Raw genomic sequence first — 17022 nt, 5'->3', positions numbered from 1 at the left:
TCAGTGTTCGGGCGGGCTGGTCAGTTGCCGCCGAGCGCCAGCAGCGGGTCGACGCGCGTAATCCCCCGCACGGCCAGGGCAGCCCCGGCCAGGCCCAGGGCAACAATCCCGGCTACCGGCAACAGGGTGGTCTGCGGGGTGGTGAGGAACGGAGCGGCCCGGGCGGCAAGCAGGCCGCCGAGAACGCCCGCCGTGCCTCCGGCGACCGCCCCGGCGACGAGGACGACCGCAGCCTGCACCATTGCGTCCTTGAGTACGTAGCTTGAGGAGCCGCCCATCGCCTTGAGCACGGCAATGTCCCTTGTGCGCTGCACGGTCCAGACGGTCAGGAACGCCACAATCACCAGCGCGGAGATGCCGTAGAGGAAGGCCTGCATCAGTAGGAGCGAACCGTTCTCGCTGCGGTAGGAGCCGAGAGCCTGGAAGGAGCCCTCCCGGCTGGCACTGACGGTACCGGCCGCCCGGTCGGCCCCCGCGACGTCGACTCCGGCGCCGTCCTCGAAACTCACCGCGGCCACCGTAGCGACCGCGTCACTTCCGGCAAGATGGGCCAGCTTCCGCCAGTCGCCCAGGGTGGTCCACACGACGCCGGTGTGCGAGTACCACTGCTCCGGAACCACGGCGGAGACGGCCAGTTCGGTGCCGCCCACCGCCACCCGGCTTCCGACGGCGAGGTCGAGGTCCTGGGCGGTCGCGTCCCCGACCACCACGGTGCCCTCAGCCACCGGGGCCGGTGCCAGGCGGCTCCCTGACCCGGCGCCGAAGACGGCTACGTTGGCGGTGCCGGCAGGGACTCCCCCGTCGCCCAGGGCCTGCAGCCGGCCCTGGCTGACGCCCAGTGCCTCCGCTGTTCCGACGCCCTCACGGGCGGACCAGGCGGCCACCTGCGCGCCGGTGACCTCGGATTCGGTGAAGGAGGCCTCGGGACTGCTGCCGGCGGGTGCGCCGAAGACCAGCCGGTCCGCGGGCAGCGCCGCGATGGCGGAGGTCGACTGGTTGCCGAGGCCAGCGGTGAGTCCGGAGAGCATCACCAGCAGCAGGGTAATGAGGGCGACGACGCCGCCCATCAGGGCGAACCGGCCCTTGGCGAAGCGGATATCGCGGATGGCGAGAAACATGGGTGTCCTTTGTCGGTGGTGGTTGGGCTCCCTTCCACTCTCGCGCCGCGGGCCTGCCGTGCCATCGGGGCTTCGGATGGTCCGCCGCGCCCGTCGGGTTGAGCCGCCGGTCAACCAAACGGTTGATCCTCAACGCCGAGGCCGCGCTGCCGGGGTATTTCCCGGTTTTTGGGCGCACGCCGGCGCTAGGCTGAAGCCATGGACGGCAGAAGCAGCGCGGCGGCGGAGGACTCCACCGGCGCCGCCGTGGTCCTGCGGGTCCTGCGGGTCAGCCTGCACGTGGGATTCGCCGTGCTGCTGCTCGTGGCGCTGGTGCGGCTGCTGGCCGCCGGGGTCCACGGCGCGGGCTGGCTGCAGCTGGTCCTGGCCCTGTGCCTCGCCGCCGTCTACCTGGCCGGCACGGTGCTCGAGAAGCGTCACTCCGCCCGGCCCGGACGCTTCGATCCACGCCGCTTTTCGGTGTGGTGGCTAGGCGCGGTCTGTCTGCTCTGGCTGCTGCTGGTCTGGGGCAGCGCGGACTTCGTTTGGCTGGCCTTCCCGCTGTTTTTCCTGCAGTTGCACCTGCTGCCCCGGGGTCCGGCACTGGCGGCGATCGGGGCCAGCACGCTGCTGGTGATCACGGCGTTGTGGTTCCACAACGGTGGCCCGGCCGGGAGCGCGCCGCAGCTGCCGATGGTGCTTGGCCCCGCCTTCGGGGCGGCGTTCGCCGTCGTCACCGGCCTGGCCTACCGTGCGCTGTACCTTGAGGCGGAAAAGCAGCGGCGGGCGGCCGAGGAGCTCCGCCGCACCCGCGCGGAACTGGCGCGCAGCCAGCACGCGGCCGGGACCGTGGCGGAACGGACCCGGCTGGCCCGGGAAATCCACGACACCCTGGCACAGGGATTCTCCAGCATCGTGCTGATGGGCCGGTCTGCCGAACGGGCGCTGGACGCCGGGGACACGGAACTGGCCCGGACGCGGCTCCGGACCGTCCAGGACACGGCGGCGGCCAACCTGGCCGAAGCCCGAAACTTTGTCCGCGGCCTGCAGCCGCCCGAACTGGAACAAAGCCCGCTGGTGAACAGCCTGCGCCGGCTCTGCGAAACCACCGAAAGGGAGGCGGCCGCGCGCGGCACCGTCCTGCGCTGCCGCCTTGAAGTCGATGGGACCCCGGCGGAGCTCCCCGCCCCGTACCGGACCACCCTGCTCCGGGCGGCGCAGGCCAGCCTCGCCAACGTGTGGACCCATGCGAACGCCGGCACCGCCGTCGTGACACTGTCCTTCCTGGGCACAGAGGTGGCCATGGACGTTTTCGACGACGGCGCCGGGTTCGACCCGGCGGCGGTGCGGGTCCGGGCCGACGGCTCCGGCTACGGGTTGAAGTCGCTGCGGGAGCGGGTCGCCGCGCTGGCCGGGACGCTCGAAGTGGAGTCCGCCCCCGGTGACGGGACGGTGGTGGCCATCCGGCTGCCGCTTGGGAAGGAAGAACTGTGAACGGAATCCGTGTGCTTCTGGTCGATGACCACCCGGTTGTCCGGGCCGGCCTGCGGGCCATGCTGGGCGATTTCGACGGCATCACCGTCGCAGCGGAAGCCGCCGACGGCGCCGCGGCCCTGGCCGCGCTGAAGCGGCTGCACACCCTCGGCGAACCGGTCGACGTCGTGCTCATGGACCTGCAGATGGGCGCCGGCATGGACGGGGTCACCGCGACCGGCAGGATCAAAGCCGGTGAGGCCGGGACACCGGCGCCGCCCGTGCTGGTGCTCACCACGTTCGATTCCGACGCCGACATCCTCGCCGCGGTCGAGGCGGGCGCGAGCGGCTACATGCTCAAGGACGCGCCGCCGGAGCAGATCCGCCAGGCGGTCATCGCTGCCGCCGCCGGCCAGACGGCCTTGGCACCGGAGGTCGCCGCGCGGCTGCTGGGCCGGATCCGCAACCCCGAGCCGGCCCTGTCCGCCCGGGAGATCCAGCTGCTCGAACTGCTGGCCACCGGCCTGGGAAACCGGGCCATCGCCAGGCAGCTGTTCATTTCCGAGGCGACGGTCAAGACGCACCTGGTGCACATTTACGCGAAGCTGGGCGTGGATAACCGCACGGCGGCGATCGCCGTGGCCGCACAGCGGCGGATCATCCGCCGCGGCTAGCCAGGGGGCAGCTACGTGACACCGCCGCCGTCCGGGCCCCGGGGCATAATGGCGCAATGGGGAAAATTCACAAACTGTCCGCAGCTCTTGTCGGCCTGGTGCTGGGCACCTCGCTCGTAGCCTGCGATGACGGCCGGTCCGGGGCGCAGGATGCTGCAAAGCAGCTGGCCGCGGCGGTCGCCGCGCTCGACGTCGGAACCGTGGCCTTCGAGGGCACGGACTCCGGTGCGGCAAATGATCGGCTCAAGGCCGTTTTCAAAGCGCTCGACCCGGCAAAACCGGCGGTGACCGCCGGGGAGCTGACCCTGGAAAAGGACACCGCCACAGTCCCGCTGGACTACAGCTGGAAAGTCGGTGCCGGCGAGTGGAAATACACCGTGTCCGCACAGCTGAAGAAGGCGGACGGGAAGTGGCAGGCTCTCTGGAGCCCGGAACTGCTGGTCCCCGGCCTCGCCGACACCGAAGTCCTCGGCACCTCGACCGAGTCCCCGCAGCGGGCCGAGATCCTGGGCGCCGGCGGCGCAAAGCTCGTCACCTACCGGCCGGTGGTCCATGTCGGCATCGACAAGCAGCAACTGGGTTCGGCGGATCCGTCCGCGTCGGCGGACAAGCTGGCCCGGCTGGTGGGCGTCGACCCGGCCGCCTACACCAAGCAGGTCACGGCCTCCGGGCCCGAAGCCTTCGTCTCCGCCATTACCCTGCGCCAGGCCGGGCGGACCATCACCGACGCCCAGCTTGCCGCGGTCCCCGGGGCGCGGGCCATTGCCGACTCGCTTCCCCTGGCGCCCACCCGCAGCTTCGCCCGCGCCCTGCTCGGAACCGTCGCCGAGGCCAGCGCCGAACAAATCGAAAAATCCGGCGGCGCCCTCCGGGCCGGTGACACCACCGGCACCGGCGGCCTGCAGCAGCAGTACGACGCGCAGCTCCGCGGCACCAGCGGCATCCAGGTCTTCGCCCAGACCGAGGGCCTGACCGCGGAGCAACGCCGGGCCCAGCCCAACGAAGGCCGCCGCGTCCTGTTCCAGGAGCCGATGAAGCCCGGAACCGCACTTAAAACCACCCTGGACCCGCGGCTGCAGCAGCTGGCCGAGGACGTGCTGGGCGACGTGGGACCCGCATCGGCCATCGTCGCGCTCCGCCCCTCCAGCGGCGCGGTCCTGGCCGCCGCCTCCGGGCCGGGAAGCAACGGCTACGACACCGCCATGCTGGGGCAGTACGCCCCGGGTTCCATCTTCAAAATCGTCGACTCGCTGGCCATGTTCCGCAACGGAATGACCCCGGACTCCAAAGTGGACTGCCCGCCCACCCTCGCCGTGGACGGCCGGACCTTCAAGAACGCCGAAGGCTATCCCGCCTCCTCGCTGGGGTCCGTGACCCTGCGCGACGCCTTCGCGCACTCTTGCAACACCGCCTTCATCAACGCCCGTGAAAAGGTCAGCCAGGCCCAGCTGGAGTCGGCGGCTACCTCCCTCGGCGTCGCCGTGGAGGCCCCGTCCCTTGGGGCTGCGGCCTTCCTTGGCTCCGTCCCGGGTGAGGCGGAGGGAACGGAACACGCCGCCTCCATGATCGGCCAGGGCAAGGTGTTGATGTCCCCCCTGGCCGCCGCCGTGATGGCCGGATCGGTGGCCAAGGGCGCGCCGGTGGCGGCCCAGCTCGTGCTCAACCCGAACGCCGCGGCGACGGGCAGCCCGACGCCGTCGGCGGGCCCGACGGCGTCGCCGTCGCAGTCCGCGCCCGAGCCGGCGAAGTCCGCCGGCAAACCGGTGACCGCCGCGGAGGCGGCGTCCCTGGCGGACATGATGCGCGCCGTCGTGACCTCCGGGCACGCCGGTTTCCTCGCCTCGGTGCCCGGCGCGCCGGTGGGCGCCAAGACCGGCACCGCCGAATTCGGCAAGGAGAACCCGCCGAAGACCCACGCCTGGATCGTGGCCGTGCACGGTGACCTCGCCGTTGCCGTGTTCGTGGAGGACGGCGGCCTCGGCGCCACCACCTCCGGGCCGCTGCTCAAGGAGTTCCTCACCGCCGCCGGCTAAGGCCGTGGGAAGATTGCCGGGTGGCTCATATTGACGTTTCCGGCATCGACTACTTCCTCTCCGACGGCACCCAGCTGCTCAACGGGGTGACCTTCAAGGTCCCGGACGGCACCAAGACAGCCCTGATCGGACCCAACGGAACGGGCAAGACGACGCTGTTCCGGATTATCTCCGGCGACCTCGTCCCGGACGAAGGCGTCATTGGCCGCTCGGGGAACATGGGCATCATGCGCCAGTTCGTCGGCCAGGTGCGCGACGACTCAACCGTCCGCGACCTGCTGGTTTCCGCCGCGCCGCTCGCGCTGGCCGCCGCTGCCCGCGCCGTCGACGAGGCGGAGCTGGCGATGGTGGAGCACGACGACGAACCCACCCAGATGAAGTATGCGCAGGCAATCGTGGACTGGGGCGACGCCGGCGGCTACGACGTCGAAACCGTCTGGGACGAGGTCTGCATGGCCGCCCTCGGGCTGCCCTTCGACCGCGCGCAGCACCGGCCCGCCTCGAGCCTCTCCGGCGGCGAACAGAAGCGGCTGGTCCTGGAGGCGCTGTTCGCCGGCCCGGACGAGCTGCTGCTGCTCGACGAACCGGACAACTACCTCGACGTCCCGGGCAAGCGCTGGCTCGAAGCCAAGCTCAACGAGTCCAAGAAGACCGTGTTCTTCATCAGCCACGACCGCGAACTGCTCAACAACGCCGCGGGCCGCATCGTGACCCTGGAGCCGGGCATCAACGGCGCCGGCGCCTGGATCCACGGCGGCGGCTTCGGCTCCTACGTCGAAGCGCGCGCGGACCGGAACGCCCGCTTCGAGGAGCTGCGCAAACGCTGGGACGAGGAGCACGTGAAGCTCAAGGAACTCGTCAACATGTACAAGAACAAGGCCGCGTTCCGCTCCGACATGGCCAACCGGTACCACGCTGCGCAGACCCGGCTGGCGAAATTCCTCGAGGCCGGCCCGCCCGAGGCGCTCCCGATCGAGCAGAACGTGCAGATGCGGCTCAAGGGCGGCCGCACGGCCAAACGCGCCATCGTCGCCGAGAAGCTGGAGCTCACCGGGCTGATGAAGCCGTTCTCCACCGAGGTCTGGTTCGGCGACCGGGTGGGCGTCCTCGGCTCCAACGGTTCCGGCAAGAGCCACTTCCTCCGCCTGCTCGCCACCGGCGGCACCGACCCGGAACGCGAGCACCTGCCCGTCTCCGACGTGGACATCGCCGAAGTCCCGCACGAGGGCACCGTGAAGCTCGGCGCCCGGATCCGGCCCGGGTTCTTCGCCCAGACCCACGTCCGGCCCGACCTGCTCGCCAAGACCCTGCTGGAAATCCTGCACCGCGGCGACGAACACCGCTCCGGCCTGGGCCGCGAGGCGGCGGCCGGGGCGCTGGACGGCTACGGCCTGGCGTCCCAGTCCGAGCAGAAGTACGAATCCCTCTCCGGCGGCCAGCAGGCCCGGTTCCAGATCCTGCTGCTCCAGCTCTCCGGCGCCACCCTGCTGCTGCTCGACGAGCCCACCGACAACCTGGACCTGCACTCGGCCGAGGCCCTGGAACGGGCCATCGACCACTTCGAGGGCACGGTCCTCGCCGTCACGCATGACCGCTGGTTCGCCCGCACCTTCGACCGTTTCCTGGTCTTCGGTTCCGACGGCAAGGTTTACGAATCCGCCGAGCCGGTCTGGGACGAAAAACGCGTCGAGCGGGCCCGCTGATTGGTCTGGCAAGACCCTGACCCGCCCGCACAACACTCCGTGGAGGCAGTGACCCTATGACCAGAACCGCAACCGCTCCGGCCCTGAAGGCCGCCGCTGGGGCGACTTTCCTGATATTCGGGATCAACGGCCTCGTGTTCGCCAGCTGGGCCGCGCGCATCCCCGCCGTGACCGAGACCCTGCACATCACCTCCGGGCAGATGGGAAGCCTGCTGCTGTGCGTCGCCGTCGGCTCGCTGATCGCGCTGCCGACCGCGGGCTGGGTGGTGGGCCGGCTGGGGACAGGCAACACGGTCCGGGCGGCCGGCCTGCTGGCGGCGGCGGCCGGTGTCGGGATCGCGCTGTCCCTCAACGCCGGTTCGATCCTCGGCACCGCCGTGTCGCTCTTCTTCTTCGGCATCGGCATCGGCCTCTGGGACGTGTCCCAGAACATTGAGGGGGCCGACGTCGAACACCGGCTGGGCCGCACCATCATGCCGCAGTTCCACGCCGCGTTCAGCGGCGGCGCCTTTGTGGGTGCGCTTCTCGGTGCGGGGCTGTCCACGCTCGGCGTCGGGCTCCCGGCGCACCTGCTGGCCATCGCCGCGGTGGTGGTCGTGGCCGCTTTGGTGGCGCCGCGCTACTTCCTGCCGCACATCCCGGCGCCGGTTCCTGCCGACGGTGAAGCCAGGCCGGCGCGTGCCGCTTCCGCCTGGCGGGACGGCCGCACCCTGCTGATCGGTGTGGTCGTCCTGGGCGCCACCCTGACCGAAGGCGCGGGCAATGACTGGATCGCCAAGGCCGCCGTGGACGGCCTCGGTGCCAAACAGTCCACCGGAGCCCTGCTGTTCGCGGTCTTTGTGCTGGCAATGACGGCCATGCGCTTCTTCGGCGGGCGGGCGATCGACGTGTACGGCCGGGTGGTGGTGCTGCGTGGCAGCATGGCAGCCGCCGCGGTCGGGCTGGGATTCTTCGTCTTCGCCGGCAACATCTGGCTCGCCACGGCCGGCGCCGCCCTGTGGGGCGTGGGGGCAGCCCTGGCCTTTCCGATGGGCATGTCCGCCGCGGCCGACGACCCCAAGCACGCCGCGGCCCGCGTCTCGGTCGTGTCCACCCTCGGCTACCTCGCCTTCCTGGCCGGGCCGCCGCTGCTGGGTTACCTTGGCGACCTGACCGGAATCCGCGTGGCGCTGCTGGCCATCGGGGTGCCGATTCTGGGGGCGCTGCTGCTCGCCGGCGCCGCGAGGCCCTTGCGCGCCAGCTGAGCAGTAGGGTGGGGAAATGCGAAGCATGCTGGGAAAAACGCCGCACCGGCTGGAGAAGCTGGACCGCAGACTCGTTCAATCCGTGTCCGGGCTGCCAGGCGGGGGCCACGACGACTTCTTCCGGCGGCTCTCAGCAGCCGCCAACAAGGGCAAGCTCTGGTTCGGCATTGCCGGCGTAATGGCCTTCTTTCCCGGCAGGACCCGGCGTGCGGCGCTGCACGGTGTCCTGGCGCAGGGCGTGGCCTCCGCCGTGACCAACGTGGTCTTCAAGACCCTGTTGCCGCGGGCCCGGCCGCTGCCGGAGCACCTCCCGGTCTTCCGCTTTGTGCACCCGCAGCCCACCAGTTCCTCCATGCCCTCGGGGCACTCCGCCTCCGCCGCCGCCTTCGCCCTGGGGGTAGGGCTGGTCCGCCCGGCGCTCGGTGCGGCCCTGGCCCCCGTCGCCGCCGGAGTCGCCTATTCCAGGGTGCACACGGGCGCTCACTGGCCCTCGGACGTCTTTTTCGGCTCCGCGATCGGGGCCGGGGCGGCCCTCGTTACCCGGAAGTGGTGGCCGGTCCGTCCCCCGTTCCCCGCGGTCCGGCGCACCCCCGTGCCGGCGGCCGCGCTGCCCGGCGGCGAGGGACTCGTCATTGCCGTCAATACGCTCGGCGGCTCCTACGCCGAAGAGACCGCCGCCGCCCTCCAGAAAGTATTCCCTAAGGCGTATATACAGGAGATCGGTCCGGACGAGGACGTGGCGGCCGCGATCGAGGCGGTGGCGACCCGCCCCGGCGTCGCCGCGCTCGGCGTCTGGGGCGGCGACGGGACCGTGGGCACCGCCGCCGCGTCCGCCGTCGAGCATTCCATCCCGCTCCTGGTCCTGCCGGGCGGGACCCTCAACCACTTCGCCCGCGACGCCGGCACCCCCACCTTGCAGGCCGCCGTCGAGGCCGCCGCCAAGGGGGAGGCGGCGCGGGCCGACCTTGGCCACGTCGCGGTGGAGCGGGGGCTGCCGGACAGCCCCGAAAAGCTGGAACTGACCATGCTGAACACCGCCAGCATCGGCCTCTACCCCAATTTGGTGCGCCGCCGCGAGCAGCTTCAGCCGGCCCTGGGGAAACCGCTCGCTGGGGTCATCGCCATGTTCCGTACCTTCGCCGCCGGCACCCCCAGCACCCTGGTGGTGGATGGCGTCCGGCACAAGGTATGGATCCTCTACGTCGGCCGGGGCCGCTACTACCCCCGCGACCACGCGCCGCTGGTCCGGCCGGTGCTGGACGACGGCGTGCTGGACCTGCGGATGATCACCGCAGACGAATCCTTTGCCCGCCTGCGTTTGCTCTGGGCCGTCTTGACCGGCACAGTGGCTACTTCCCGAATCACCCACCTGCGTGAAACCAGCCGGATCAGGGTGGAGCCCGGGGGTAGCACGATGGTGCTGGCGGTGGACGGCGAAGTCATGCCCGGCGTCCGCGCCGTGGAGTTCTCGGTCAAGCACGGCGGGCTGGTCTACTACTCGCCGACCGCGCAGGACTGACCTGAGATCCCCGCGGGACGACCCTGATTGACCCCTGAATCAACCCTGAGAGCGGCGAATCCGGGGATCCGCATCGGTAGCGTGGTGGGTACACAACCACACGCAACGCAAAGGAACGCTTCCATGATCGAAGCACGAGGCCTGACCAAGGTGTACGGCGAAAAAACCGCCGTCGCGGGAGTCAATTTCACTGTCGAAGCCGGCCGGGTCACCGGCTTCCTCGGCCCCAACGGCGCCGGCAAGTCCACCACCATGCGCATGATCATGGGACTGGACCGGCCGACGTCGGGCTCCGTCACCGTCAACGGGGTGCCGTTCGACCGGCACCACGCGCCGCTGCGCGACGTCGGCGCCCTGCTGGACGCCAAAGCCGTGCACACCAGCCGCTCGGCCTACAACCACCTGCTCGCCATGGCTGCGACGCACAGCATCCCGAAGAAGCGGGTGCACGAGGTCATTGAAATGACCGGGCTGGCCGAGGTGGCCAGGAAAAAGGTCGGCGGCTTCTCGCTCGGCATGGGCCAGCGCCTCGGCATCGCGGCGGCGCTGCTCGGCGACCCTCAGACCGTCATCCTGGACGAACCCGTCAACGGCCTCGACCCGGAAGGCGTGGTCTGGGTCCGCAACCTGGTCAAGTACCTGGCCTCCGAGGGCCGCACCGTCTTCCTGTCCAGCCACCTGATGAGCGAAATGGCTGTCACCGCGGACCACCTGATTGTGATCGGACGCGGCCGGATCATCGCGGACGCACCGATCCAGGAGATCATCACCGGCAAGGGCCAGGGCCGTACCCGGGTCCGCACCGACCAGCCGGAGACGCTGATGCGCCTGCTGGCCGGAGCCGGCGGTGCCGTGGACGTCCAGGACAGCGAACTCCTCGAAGTCACGGGGCTTCAGCCGCGGGACATCGCCCGCACCGCCCTCGACAACCACGTCATGATCTACGAACTCACCCCGCTCCAGGCCAGCCTCGAGGAGGCCTACATGGAGCTGACCAAGGATGAGGTCGAATACCACTCGCTGATCACCACGGGCGTTCCCGCCCCCGCCCAGTCCGGAGGCAACTAAGCCATGAGCTCGACCACTCTCGAACCCACCCCCTCAGGCCGCGGGGCGCACGCCGGCACCGCACCCGGCCGGCCCGGCGACGGTCTCAGCAAGGGCCCGGGCCCGAGCTTTGCGCGCGTCCTCAATGCCGAATTCATCAAGTTCCGCACCCTGCTGTCCACCCTGATCCTGCTCGGCGCGACCGCGGCGGTGCTCGTGGGTTTCGGCGCGCTTTCCGCGTGGGGAACGGGCCAGTTCTCGCGGGCTGCCGCAACGGATCCGGGCGCCGCCGCAGCGTTCGCCGCGCAGGGAAGTGAACTCGCGCTCGGCGCGCCCACCTCCGGCATCCCCTTCGCGCAGCTGATCCTCGGCTCGCTGGGGGTGCTGCTGATGAGCTCCGAGTTCACCACCGGCATGGCCCGCTCCACCTTCGCGGCGGTGCCGAGGCGGACGCCGGCCTTCGTGGCCAAGCTGCTGGTGGTGGTGGTGACGGCGTTTGTCCTCACCGCGGTGTCCGTGTACCTCGCCGGGCTGGTGTCCCTGCCGATCCTGGACAGTTATGACCTTACGCTGGACCTCGCCAGCTCCCAGTCGGTCAAGCTCCTGTTAGTCAACAGCATCTATGTGGCGGCGGTTGCAGCGATCGGCATGGCCCTGGGTGCGCTGCTGCGCAACTCAGCCGGCGGCATCATGAGCCTGGTGGGGCTGTTCTTCGTGCTTCCGATCGTGTTCCAGCTGATCCCCGGCGATTTCTTCGAGGAGGCGCGGAAGTACCTGCCGGGCAACACCGTGCAGGCGATGACCGCCGCCGAACACCTCCCCGACACCCTGGAGGCCTGGCAGGCGGCCCTGGTGCTGGGAGCGTGGGTTCTCATCCCGGTGGTGCTGGCCGGTGTCCTGCTCAAGAAGCGGGACATCTAGCCCTCAGTGGTTGTCGTTATGGGTCGGCATAACGACAACCACTGCCGGCCAGTAGGACGGGCCCCAGGGAACGACGGCGGGGCCGACGGCGGGCACCTGGCGCCGGCATCGGCCTGAAACAGTGGTTTCAGGCACATTTCGGAATTGACCGTGAAGCAACAGCCTTTGCCTCCCAGGCCTCCTCGCTGGAGTTCCGCCCGAACGGCGGCAGCGTAATCTGTGGGACTGCACAGACCGGGGCCTCCCCCGGCCGGTCTAGGGTGAAACGACACTGTGGTCCGCCGCACATCCTCGCCAGGCATCGCCGGGCAGGGTGCCCGGGCCGACACCACCCCACGAAGGACGGCGCTTCATGCAGGCTGACCAGCAACTCTCCAAATCCCTGAAACCCCGGCATTTGTCCATGATCGCCATCGCCGGCGTCATCGGCGCCGGGCTGTTCGTCGGCTCCGGCGCCGCCATCCAGCAGGCCGGCCCCGGCATCCTGGTGGCCTACCTGGCAGCAGGGCTCGTGGTCATCCTGGTCATGCGCATGCTCGGCGAAATGGCCGCCGCCAACCCCGAGACCGGATCGTTCTCCACCTACGCGGACAAGGCACTTGGCCGCTGGGCCGGTTTCAGCATCGGCTGGCTCTACGCCTGGTTCTGGATCATCGTGCTCGGCATCGAGGCCACGGCGGGAGCGGCCATCATGCACCGCTGGGTGCCAGGCATCGACCAGTGGGTGTGGGCGCTGGTGCTGATGGTGCTCCTGACCCTGACAAACCTCGGCTCGGTGAAGTCCTACGGCGAGTTCGAGTTCTGGTTCGCCTCCATCAAGGTCGCCGCGATCGTGCTGTTCCTGCTTTTCGGCGCCGCAGCCATCCTCGGCCTCATCCCCGGTGTACCGGCCCCCGGATTGGACAACCTGACCGGCAAGGGCGGCTTTATGCCCAACGGCCCGGGCGCCGTGCTGGCCGGCATCCTGGTGGTCGTCTTCTCCTTCTTCGGCGCTGAAATCGCAACCATTGCCGCCGGCGAATCCGAGAATCCGGTCGACGCCGTGAAGAAGGCCGTCAAGTCCACGGTCTGGCGCATCCTGGTCTTTTACATCGGCTCGATCGCCATCGTCGTGACCCTGCTGCCCTGGAACGACGCCTCCGTGGCCAAGAGCCCGTACGTCGCCGTGATCGAACTCTTCGGCATCCCCGGCGCCGGCACCATCATGGACGTCGTGGTGCTGACCTCCGTGCTGTCCTGCCTCAACTCGGGCCTGTACACCGCCAGCCGCATGCTCTTCTCGCTCTCCCGCCGCGGCGACGCACCCCGCTCCTGGATGCGGATCTCCAAGCGCGGCGTCCCGGCCGCCGCCGTGCTGGCCTCGACCGTGGTCGGCTTCATCACCGTGGGCCTGAACTACATCGCCCCGGACACCGTGTTCCTTTTCCTGGTCAACACCTCGGGCGCCATCGCGCTGTTCGTCTGGCTGGTCATCTCCGTCTCGCAGCTGATCCTGCGCCGCCGGATGGGCGCTGCCGCGCGGGAGCTGCAGCTGAAAATGTGGCTGTTCCCGTACCTGACCTGGCTGGCGATCATCAGCATCGTCGCGCTGCTGGTGGGCATGGTAGTGCTGGACACCACCCGGGAATCGCTGCTGCTCTCCCTGGCCCTCGCCGCCGTCGTGGTGGGAATCGGACTCTGGCGCTACCGCAGGCACGGCGCCGCGGCGCCCGCTGTACAGCCCGCCGGCCAGCAGCCCGCCGACGCCGAGATCCGCCGCGAGGATGCCGACGCCGGCGTCGGTCCGGCCAAGTAAGCCCGCAGCAACTCCGCCCCCGACGCCGCCCGACGCCGCCCGAGACGCCCCGCACGGGCCCGGGCCACCGGACATGCCCCATGCTGGCGACCAGCAATGGACATAGTGCCCCTATGCCCAAGCGCCGTCGCCAGCGGAGGGCATGTCCGGTGGGGCGCCGGGGTGCAACCGCGGCACTAGACTCGGAGCCATGCCTTCCTCCGCCACTGCCGCAGACCACATCCGGGACCTCGGCGCGTATGTCAGCGCGTCGCCGTCGAGCTTTCACGCCGTCCACGAGGCCGCCCGGAGGCTGGACGAAGCGGGGTTCACCGGGCTCGACGAGCTGCAGCCCTGGCCCGGCGCCGCAACCTCCACCGCAGCCGAGGGTTCCGCCGGCAAGTTCTACGTGATCCGCGACGGCGCCCTCATCGCCTGGGTGACGCCGCGCGGGGCCGGCCCCACCACCGGCTTCAACATCCTCGGCGCGCACACCGACTCGCCGTCGTTCAAGCTCAAACCCAAGCCCACCACCGGCAAGTTCGGCTGGCTGCAGGCAGGCGTCGAGGTCTACGGCGGGCCGCTGCTCAACTCCTGGCTGGACCGAGAACTGCAACTCGCCGGGCGCCTCGTGATGCTGGACGGCACCGAGCACCTGACGGCCACCGGTCCGCTGCTGCGCTTCCCGCAGCTGGCGATCCACCTGGACCGCGCCGTGAACGACGGCCTGGCCCTGGACAAACAGCAGCACATGAACCCGGTCTTTGGCCTCGGCGACCCGGCCGGCGCGGACCTCTTGGGCCTGCTCGCGGAGCGGGTGCCCGGCGCCGCGGTGGATCCGGCGCAGATCGGCGGCTACGACGTTGTGATCGCGGATACGCAGGCGCCGGCCGTCTTCGGTGCCGAGGGTGAATTCTTCGCCTCCGGACGCCTGGACAACCTCTCCGCCACGCACGCCGGCCTCGCCGCGCTGATCGCGCACGCCTCCGGAGAGGTACCGGCGGAGGGGCCGATCGCCGTGCTGGCGGCCTTCGACCACGAGGAAATCGGATCCGCCTCGCGCTCGGGTGCCTGCGGCCCGGTCCTTGAGGACATTCTGGTCCGCGTCTCCGACGGGCTCGGCGCGACGGCGAGCCAGCGGCGGCAGGCGTTTGCGGCGTCGTTCTGTGTTTCCGCCGACGCCGGCCACGCCGTGCACCCCAACTATGCCGAGCGCCACGACCCGGCCAACCGGCCGGCCCTGAACGGCGGGCCGCTGCTGAAGATCAACGCCAACCAGCGCTACGCCACTGACGCCGCCGGGGCGGCACTCTGGGCCAGGCTCTGCACCGACGCGGGGATTCCGTACCAGGAATTTGTCTCCAACAACGTGATGCCCTGCGGCTCCACGATCGGCCCGCTGACCGCCACCCGGCTGGGGATCAGGACGGTCGACGTCGGCGTCCCTCTGCTGTCGATGCACTCGGCCCGCGAGCTCTGCGGCGTCGAGGACCCGCACCGGCTGGCGGTGGTCACCGAACTGTTCTTCCGCACCGCCGCCCAGTAACCTGCCCGGCACTTCCCCCGGAAGGTTCCTAGGACCCGGCCAGCCCGATCACAAGGTTGATCGTGGCGGCCAGGATCACGGTGCCGAACAGGTAGGACAGCAGGCTGTGCTTGAGCGCCTCGGCCCGGATCGCGTGGTTTTTCAGTGCGGTGTCCGACACCTGGTAGGTCATCCCCAGGCTGGTGCTGAGGTAGGCGAAGTCGGTGTACTGCGGTGGTTCATCCTGATTGAAGTCGATGCCGCCCACCGCCGCGCCGGCCCTGGGCGCCGTGCTGTAGTAAAGCCCGGCGTAGCGCACGGTGAAGAGCGTCTGCACCAGCATCCAGGACAGCGCGACGGACGTCAGCGCCAGTAGCCCGCCGCCGAGGCGGGAGCCGCCGTTGTTGCTGTGCGAGTCCAGTACGACGGCGGCCACGGCAGCCAGGCTGGCGATGTTGGCGGCGAGGATCATCAGATCCGTGACGCTGCGGGACGGATCCTCGGACGTGGCGTGCGCCCGCGTTTGTGCAGCGTTCAGGGGGCCGATCACGATCCACACCCACAGTACGTACGTCAGGGCTGCGCTGCTCCAGCCCACGGCCGGAGCTTCCACCCAGTGTCCGGTGAACCCTGATGCCCCGGCTGCAAACAGGCCCGCCAGCAGCATCACCGCGAACCGCAGCCGGCTGCGGTGGACGGGGGACGCCGCGGAACGTGACGGGGAACCGGTGCTCATTCCCCGATCATGGCACAGGCGGCTGTCCGGTTATCCACAGTCCGGCCGGAACGCTTCCGCAGACGGTGCCCGGGGCCTAGGGTGGCGGTGGAAGAAGTCGCTGAAACCGGCCCGGATGCACTAAGCTATTGAAGTCTGTGCTGCGCCCTGCCTCCGTTCCGGGGGTGATGCACCGCACAAGCACCGCAAATGAACCTCCTGTTACGGAAATGCCGTAACCGCTTAGCCCAAAGGAGGTGGGTTCACATATGCGTCCTTACGAATTGATGGTAATCATCGACCCCGAGGTCGAAGAGCGTACCGTTGAGCCAACGCTTCAGAAGTTCCTGAACGTCATCACGACCGATGGTGGAACCATCGAAAAGGTTGACATCTGGGGCCGTCGTCGCCTGGCTTACGAAATCCAGAAGAAGTCCGAAGGTATCTACGCCGTGGTGAACTTCACCGCTGAGCCGGCTACCGCCAAGGAACTTGACCGCCAGCTGAGTCTCAACGAGACCATCATGCGCACCAAGATCACCCGCCCCGAAGAGCAGAAGGTCGTTGCTGAGTAATTCAGCCCCACCCTTCAATCTTTAACCCCGCAGGAACGAACCAGGAGGCAGTAGATGGCAGGCGAAACCACTATTACGGTCATCGGTAATCTCACCAATGACCCCGAACTGAGGTTCACACCGTCAGGTTCGGCAGTAGCGAACTTCACCATCGCTTCTACGCCCCGCACTTTCGACCGCCAGTCCAATGAGTGGAAGGACGGGGAAACCCTGTTCCTCCGCGCATCGGTGTGGCGCGAAGCAGCCGAGAACGTCGCCGAGTCCCTCACCAAGGGCATGCGCGTGATCGTTTCCGGCCGCCTGAAGAGCCGTTCCTACGAAACCAAGGAAGGCGAGAAGCGCACCGTTATCGAGCTTGAGGTCGACGAGATCGGCCCCAGCCTGCGCTACGCCAACGCCAAGGTCAACCGCACCCAGCGCTCCGGCGGACAGGGTGGACAGGGTGGCTTCGGCGGCGGCAACAGCGGCGGTTTCGGTGGCAACTCTGGTGGAAACCAGGGCGGCGGCAACTCCGGCGGAAACTGGGGCGGCAACCAGCCGGCAGCGCAGGACGATCCCTGGGCAACGCCCGGGGTCAGCAATGCAGGCGGCTGGGGCAACGGCCCGGATTCCGAACCTCCCTTCTAAACAACATCTAAGGTCCGACATCGGGACCCGCAGGGCCGCCCTCGGGCAGCCGCGCGGCGACCGCCGGCGGATCACCACCATCCCGTGGATCAATA

General features: G+C 69.5%; 14 protein-coding genes. 12 read left to right on the top strand and 2 right to left on the bottom strand.

Annotated elements, in window-relative coordinates; translation table 11 throughout:
• Positions 1–20: 20 nt before the first annotated feature.
• Positions 21–1118 carry an FtsX-like permease family protein gene (locus AC1MED_RS00705; protein ID WP_479784905.1) on the bottom strand — a complete coding sequence of 366 codons (1098 nt, stop codon included), beginning with the start codon at positions 1116–1118 and terminating at the stop codon, positions 21–23.
• A gap of 198 nt (positions 1119–1316) precedes the next feature.
• Between AC1MED_RS00705 and AC1MED_RS00700 the strand changes: the two genes are divergently transcribed.
• From AC1MED_RS00700 to AC1MED_RS00655, 10 genes are all read left to right on the top strand, one after another.
• The gene (locus tag AC1MED_RS00700) at positions 1317–2591 is read left to right on the top strand and encodes a sensor histidine kinase (RefSeq protein WP_479784903.1); all 1275 of its coding nucleotides are present in this window, start codon (positions 1317–1319) and stop codon (positions 2589–2591) included.
• Positions 2588–3244, top strand: coding sequence for a response regulator transcription factor (locus tag AC1MED_RS00695; RefSeq protein ID WP_346958766.1), 657 nt, complete (start codon positions 2588–2590; stop codon positions 3242–3244). The genes AC1MED_RS00700 and AC1MED_RS00695 overlap by 4 nt, the downstream gene beginning before the upstream one ends.
• A 56-nt stretch (positions 3245–3300) precedes the next feature.
• Entirely contained in the window at positions 3301–5277 is a 1977-nt protein-coding gene (locus AC1MED_RS00690) for a penicillin-binding transpeptidase domain-containing protein (RefSeq protein WP_479784901.1), read from the top strand.
• A 20-nt stretch (positions 5278–5297) separates the two neighbouring features.
• Complete coding sequence (locus AC1MED_RS00685; protein ID WP_479784899.1) at positions 5298–6980, top strand: ABC-F family ATP-binding cassette domain-containing protein; 1683 nt, start codon at positions 5298–5300, stop codon at positions 6978–6980.
• Between the two features lie 56 nt (positions 6981–7036).
• Positions 7037–8224 (top strand): MFS transporter, encoded by a 1188-nt coding sequence (locus AC1MED_RS00680; protein ID WP_479784898.1) that lies wholly within the window; start codon positions 7037–7039, stop codon positions 8222–8224.
• A 16-nt stretch (positions 8225–8240) separates the two neighbouring features.
• Complete coding sequence (locus AC1MED_RS00675) at positions 8241–9743, top strand: phosphatase PAP2 family protein (RefSeq protein WP_479784896.1); 1503 nt, start codon at positions 8241–8243, stop codon at positions 9741–9743.
• A gap of 123 nt (positions 9744–9866) precedes the next feature.
• Positions 9867–10811, top strand: coding sequence for an ABC transporter ATP-binding protein (locus AC1MED_RS00670; RefSeq protein WP_346958771.1), 945 nt, complete (start codon positions 9867–9869; stop codon positions 10809–10811).
• Positions 10812–10814: 3 nt separating this feature from the next.
• Positions 10815–11711: an ABC transporter permease gene (locus AC1MED_RS00665; RefSeq protein WP_479784893.1), complete on the top strand. Its 897-nt coding sequence runs from the start codon at positions 10815–10817 to the stop codon at positions 11709–11711.
• A gap of 352 nt (positions 11712–12063) precedes the next feature.
• A complete protein-coding gene (locus AC1MED_RS00660) occupies positions 12064–13506 on the top strand; it encodes an amino acid permease (RefSeq protein WP_479784891.1) in 1443 nt (480 codons plus the stop codon).
• A 190-nt stretch (positions 13507–13696) separates the two neighbouring features.
• Complete coding sequence (locus tag AC1MED_RS00655; protein ID WP_479784889.1) at positions 13697–15031, top strand: M18 family aminopeptidase; 1335 nt, start codon at positions 13697–13699, stop codon at positions 15029–15031.
• Positions 15032–15059: 28 nt separating this feature from the next.
• On the opposite strand, the gene AC1MED_RS00650 is transcribed toward AC1MED_RS00655, so the two are convergent.
• Positions 15060–15746: a DUF1345 domain-containing protein gene (locus AC1MED_RS00650; protein WP_346958775.1), complete on the bottom strand. Its 687-nt coding sequence runs from the start codon at positions 15744–15746 to the stop codon at positions 15060–15062.
• A gap of 248 nt (positions 15747–15994) precedes the next feature.
• On the opposite strand from AC1MED_RS00650, the gene rpsF reads away from it, so the two are divergent.
• Together rpsF and AC1MED_RS00640 are read left to right on the top strand one after the other, a co-directional pair.
• The gene (gene rpsF, locus AC1MED_RS00645; protein ID WP_056428835.1) at positions 15995–16300 is read left to right on the top strand and encodes a 30S ribosomal protein S6; all 306 of its coding nucleotides are present in this window, start codon (positions 15995–15997) and stop codon (positions 16298–16300) included.
• A 54-nt stretch (positions 16301–16354) separates the two neighbouring features.
• Positions 16355–16927 carry a single-stranded DNA-binding protein gene (locus AC1MED_RS00640; RefSeq protein WP_479777642.1) on the top strand — a complete coding sequence of 191 codons (573 nt, stop codon included), beginning with the start codon at positions 16355–16357 and terminating at the stop codon, positions 16925–16927.
• Positions 16928–17022 lie beyond the last annotated feature (95 nt).

This window comes from Arthrobacter sp. BI5, from assembly GCF_056680065.1.
Note: the sequence above shows the minus strand (reverse complement) of the source record. Positions and strands in the feature narration are given on the sequence as shown.